Annotated in this window: 2 protein-coding genes and 1 rRNA gene; all 3 read left to right on the top strand. The window is 64.6% G+C overall.

Annotated features, from left to right (window positions below; all coding sequences use genetic code 11):
* The first annotated feature begins 363 nt into the window (after positions 1 to 363).
* A complete protein-coding gene (locus IEX33_RS19215; RefSeq protein ID WP_188732476.1) occupies positions 364 to 1,371 on the top strand; it encodes a LacI family DNA-binding transcriptional regulator in 1,008 nt (335 codons plus the stop codon).
* 91 nt (positions 1,372 to 1,462) lie between these two features.
* On the top strand, positions 1,463 to 4,495 hold the full coding sequence (locus tag IEX33_RS19210) for a glycoside hydrolase family 2 TIM barrel-domain containing protein (RefSeq protein ID WP_188732475.1): 3,033 nt from the start codon (positions 1,463 to 1,465) through the stop codon (positions 4,493 to 4,495).
* Between the two features lie 564 nt (positions 4,496 to 5,059).
* Positions 5,060 to 5,200, top strand: a 16S ribosomal RNA gene (locus IEX33_RS19205); the annotation flags it as partial.

Raw genomic sequence — 5,200 nt, 5'->3', positions numbered from 1 at the left:
GGCCCCAACCACTAATGGTTGGGGCCTCCCACATTTAACACCCACCACCAACACTGCCCCCCGCACCTGATACAGGCACCCGGACGAACCCTCCACCACCTAACGCAGGCACCCGGGCGGACCCTCTCCCACTTAACGCAGGCACCCGGGCGGACGCTCTTCCACTTACCACGGGAAAATGGGCGCCACCACCCCCGCGCCACCCCGACAGCAGAACAACCCAGAAAGCGTCCCAGGAAACCCGGCATCAAGTGAGAGAGCGTCCCGGGAAACCCCGCATCAAGTGAGAGAGCGTCACAGGGGGGAGGGCCGGCAAATGAGTCAAAAGGCGTCCGCCGGCGGCTTCGGCCTAGACTTGCAGCCATGACCTCGAGTTCACGCAGCCCCCAGGTTCGCCGAGCGACCATCCTGGACGTGGCGGCCGCCGCGGGGGTCTCCCGGCAAACCGTTACCCGTGCCATGAACGACATGCCCGGAATCAGCGCTTCCACGCGTGAGCGCGTCCAGCAACTGGCTGCAGAACTCGGGTATTCCCCCAGTCGGTTCGCCAAGGGCCTGGTACAGGGCGCCCGGACATCGCTGGGACTCGCGATTCCTGATCTGACCAACCCCTACTTTCCGGCGTTTGCCTCCAGCGTGGTTGAAGAGGCGACACAGCGGGGCTGGAACGTGGTGGTAGATGATTTTGGCCACGGGAGCGGAAGTGGGCTGGACGCCGTTGCCCGGCTGGGTCCGCAGGTTGACGCGCTCGTTGGTTATCTCGGTGCCAGCTCAACTGAGGCCCAGTCCATAATGGGCCGCCGGCCCGTGGTTGTCCTCGACTATCCGTCAGGCCAGGCGGCCGGCCTTATCTCCTTCGACTACGCGTACGCGGCACAACTGGCCCTGGAACGGCTGATGTCCGCACAGTGCCGGCGCATCGCCTACCTGGATGCGGACCTGGAGGGGTCTGCCACCACCCGCGGGTTGGCCGTGGCTACAACGGCAGCAGATGCCGGCATCGAGCTGACGCTCCTCCAGTCAGCGGACTCCGCCTCCGCAGCCCGGGAAGCCATCCGGTCCATGCTCGAGCACGACGGCAGGATTGACGGGCTCCTGGTGTTCAACGACCTCATGGCCGCGGGGGCGCTTAAGGCCTTGCGCGACGCCGGCCGGAGGGTTCCGGAGGATTGCGCCGTAATCGGTATGGACGGCATCCCTCTTGGGGAGTTGGTGACGCCGGAGCTGACCACGCTCTCACTTGACCTGAGGGCGGTAGGACGGGCCGCCGTCGACCTCGTGGACAATCTGATGTCCGGCAGGATCCAGGCAGGAAGCCGGGACAGCGAGCTGGTCCTCAAGCACCAGCTCGTGCTCCGCCAGTCGGCCTAACCCCTACTCAAACCACGGAATAGAAGCTAGGCTTGCATGCAGCACGTGAACGTTCACGTATTTCCCCAAACTCCCCAAAGCAAGGAAGCCCATGTCTGTCGAAACACCGTCCGCGCCGGCGGACAGCCCCCCGCACACCGCCCCCGGTTCAACCGACAGGAGCCTGGAGCTTGGCGTCGCGGATATCCAGGATCTCGAATCCTTTGAGGCGGGCCGGGGCGCCCTGCCTGCGCGCGCCTACCTTCAGAGCGACGCCCCACGGCTGTCGCTGAACGGTGAGTGGCATTTCCGGCTCAGCCCCGGAAGCCGGGTGGCTCCTGATGATGGCTGGCAGCTGGGCGAGGCGCTGAACGGGTTCGAGAGCCTGCCGGTGCCGTCCAGCTGGCCTATGCACGGACATGGCGCACCGGCCTACACGAACGTCCAGTTCCCCTTCGCCGTGGAACCGCCGCACGTTCCGGAGGCCAACCCCATCGGTGACCACCTGGTGGTGTTTGAGGCCGGGCCCGAGTTCTTCCCGCGTGCCCTGCTGCGGTTCGACGGCATCGAGTCCGCAGGAACCGTGTGGCTGAACGGAGTGGAACTCGGAACCACCCGCGGAAGCAGGCTCGCCCACGAATTCGACGTCTCCGGGATCCTGGTGCAGGGGGAGAACACGCTGGCTGTCCGCGTCGCCCAGTTCTCGGCCGCCAGCTACGTTGAGGACCAGGACATGTGGTGGCTTCCCGGCATTTTCCGCGACGTCACCCTGCAGGCCAGGCCCGACGCCGGCATTGACGACGTCTTCGTCCACTCCGGCTACGACCACACCACAGGCGAAGGCATCCTCAAGGTGGAGGTGACGCGGGGCGGGCAGGCGACGGACGCCGTCGTCCGCGTTCCGGAACTGGGCCTGGACCTGCCCGCCGGCACTGAGGTGCGCGTCCCCGCCGTCGAACCCTGGTCCGCGGAGGTGCCGCGTCTTTACGAGGCGGCCGTCAGCGCCGCCGGAGAGTCCGTGGCACTCCAGATCGGCTTCCGCAGCATCGCCATCGAGGACGCGCAGTTCAAGGTCAACGGGCGGCGGATCCTGCTGCGCGGCGTCAACCGCCACGAGCACCATCCACGCCTTGGCCGGGTGCTTCCCCGCGACGTGGTGGAGGCGGAGCTGCGGCTCATGAAGCAGCACAACATCAACGCAATCCGGACGTCGCACTACCCGCCCCATCCTGAGTTCCTCGCACTGGCGGACCAGCTTGGCTTTTACGTTGTGCTCGAATGCGACCTGGAAACGCATGGCTTTGAGAGCGCCGGCTGGGCCCAGAACCCCAGTGATGACCCGCAGTGGGAAGCCGCACTGGTGGACCGCATGCGCCGGACGGTTGAGCGCGACAAGAACCACCCCGCGGTGATTATGTGGTCCCTCGGCAACGAGGCCGGCACGGGCAGGAACCTGGCGGCAATGTCGCGCTGGACCAAGGACCGGGATCCGTCCCGCCCCATCCACTACGAGGGGGACTGGTCCTCAGAGCACGTCGACGTGTACTCGCGGATGTACGCCAGCCATGCCGAGACGGCCTTGATCGGCCAGGGAATCGAGCCGGCCCTGGACGACGCCGCCTTGGACGCCCGGCGCCGCGCCATGCCCTTTGTCCTCTGCGAATATGTGCATGCCATGGGTAACGGCCCCGGTGGAATGAGCGAATACCAGGATCTTTTCGAGAAGTACCCGCGCCTGATGGGAGGCTTCGTGTGGGAGTGGCTGGAGCATGGCATCACAGTCCCGACCGCAGATGGTGTTGACCATTACGGCTATGGCGGCGACTTCGGTGAGGAAGTTCACGACGGCAACTTCGTCACCGACGGGCTTGTTGATGCTGACCGCAGGCCCCGGCCCGGGCTGCTGGACTTCAAGAAGGTCATAGAGCCGCTGCGCATCGACGTCGCCCGCGATTGGACAGGCTTCACCCTTCGCAACGGCCAAGACTTCGCGGACACCTCCGCGTTCAGCTTCCGCTATGGAGTGGAGGCCGACGGCGGCGCGCTCGACGGCGGGACGGTGGACGTTGCGCCCGTTGCGCCTCAGTCCAAAACAGTTGTGGAGTTGCCGGGCAGCGTCGCTGCTTTCGCCGCAGGGCTGTCCGACGGCAGGCCTGCAGTGCTCACCGTTCGTGCGGTCCTCGGCGCTGATTCCGCCTGGGCGGACGCGGGACACGAGGTGGCCTGGGGGCAGTCGGTCCGGGAGCCGGGCGCTCCCGTTTCGCCGGCGCCTGCTGAACCCGTCCAGGTGCAGGACAGCGAACTCACGCTCGGGCCGGTTGTCTTCAGCCGCGCCACCGGCATGCCTACCTCGATTGGCGGTGTCCCGGTGGAAAAGCTGGGACTGACCCTGTGGTGGGCTCCTACCGATAACGACCTTGGCCGTGAATGGGGCGGCGCCGACGAGCGGCCGCTGGCCACTCAGTGGAAGGATGCCGGACTCAACCGGCTCCACACCCGGCTGCTGGGCATCTCGGCGAACCCCGGGCAGGATGGCGGCGAAGCCCTGACGATCCGCACCCGCATGAGCGCAGCCGACAAACAGTACGGCGTGCTTGTGGACTACACCTGGAGCACTGACGGGGAAACAGTGGGACTCCGGACCCAGGTGCGGCGTGATGGCACGTGGGTCAACCGCGGCTTTGACGTCGAATGGGCCCGGATAGGGCTGGAATTTGTTTTGGGTGAAGAGACAGATTCGGTGAGCTGGTTCGGCCAGGGCCCCCACCAGAGCTACCCGGACACCGGGCAGGGGGCACGGGCGGGCTGGTTCTCCCTGCCCCTGGCGGAGATGGATGTTGAGTACGTGCGGCCGCAGGAATGCGGTGCCCGGTCAGGCTCACGGTCCGCTGCACTGCAGCTTGGCGGCCGGACGCTTGAGATCTGCGGTGATCCCTTTGCCCTGACAGTGAGGCCCTACAGCCAGGATGTGTTGGACGCAGCGGCCCACCGCCCGGACTTGAAGGCGGACGGGCGCACTTACTTGTACGTGGACCACGCGCTGCGGGGGGTGGGGACTGCCGCCTGCGGCCCCGGTGTGCTGGAGCAATACCGCCTCAAGCCGCGGGACGCCGACTTCGTGCTGACCCTGAAGGTGCACAGCTGAGGGAGCGCACAATATGTGAGCCAGTCCATACCGTGGCGTGATGACGCAAAGACAGGCCAAGACACGTCGTATGCCTCCAAAAACCCCTACTTTGCGGGGTTTTTGGAGGCATACTGCGCTCTCGCAGCAGGATTTGCGGACCGGGTTGGGGACGTGTATTGTTTTCTGAGTCGCCGCCGCTGAAGCGGAAAAATAGCGGCCAACCCCCCTTACGAACAGCCTGAAAATGGTTCGCCTGCTGGCGCGCTGGATGCGGGTGGGGCTGGTTGAGAGCAGCATGAATCGCGAAAACGCCGATTTGCAAAGCTTCTCGAAACCGGGTAAGTTTGTGAAGTTGCTCCGGAGCGATCCACGGTGTTTTTGTGCTGGTGGTGGTGTCGGGTGTGTCTGTTGTTTGAGAACTCAATAGTGTGCCAAGTTTGTTGATACCAATTGTTTTAGTGATTGGTTGAATTGACTGGATCGTCCGCCCCTGTGGGTGGTCTGGTTTTTACAGCTGGTTTCAAATTTTGTGCAGCCTTTTTGTCCCGTTTTCCCGGGGCTGGGGGTTGTGTCTGTTTTACTTCAACGGAGAGTTTGATCCTGGCTCAGGATGAACGCTGGCGGCGTGCTTAACACATGCAAGTCGAACGATGAAGGGAGCTTGCTCCTGGATTAGTGGCGAACGGGTGAGTAACACGTGAGTAACCTGCCCTTAACTCTGGG

Source organism: Pseudarthrobacter scleromae (assembly GCF_014644515.1).
In the GTDB taxonomy this organism is placed as follows: domain Bacteria; phylum Actinomycetota; class Actinomycetes; order Actinomycetales; family Micrococcaceae; genus Arthrobacter; species Arthrobacter scleromae.
This window is presented reverse-complemented; position numbering and strand designations above follow the sequence as displayed.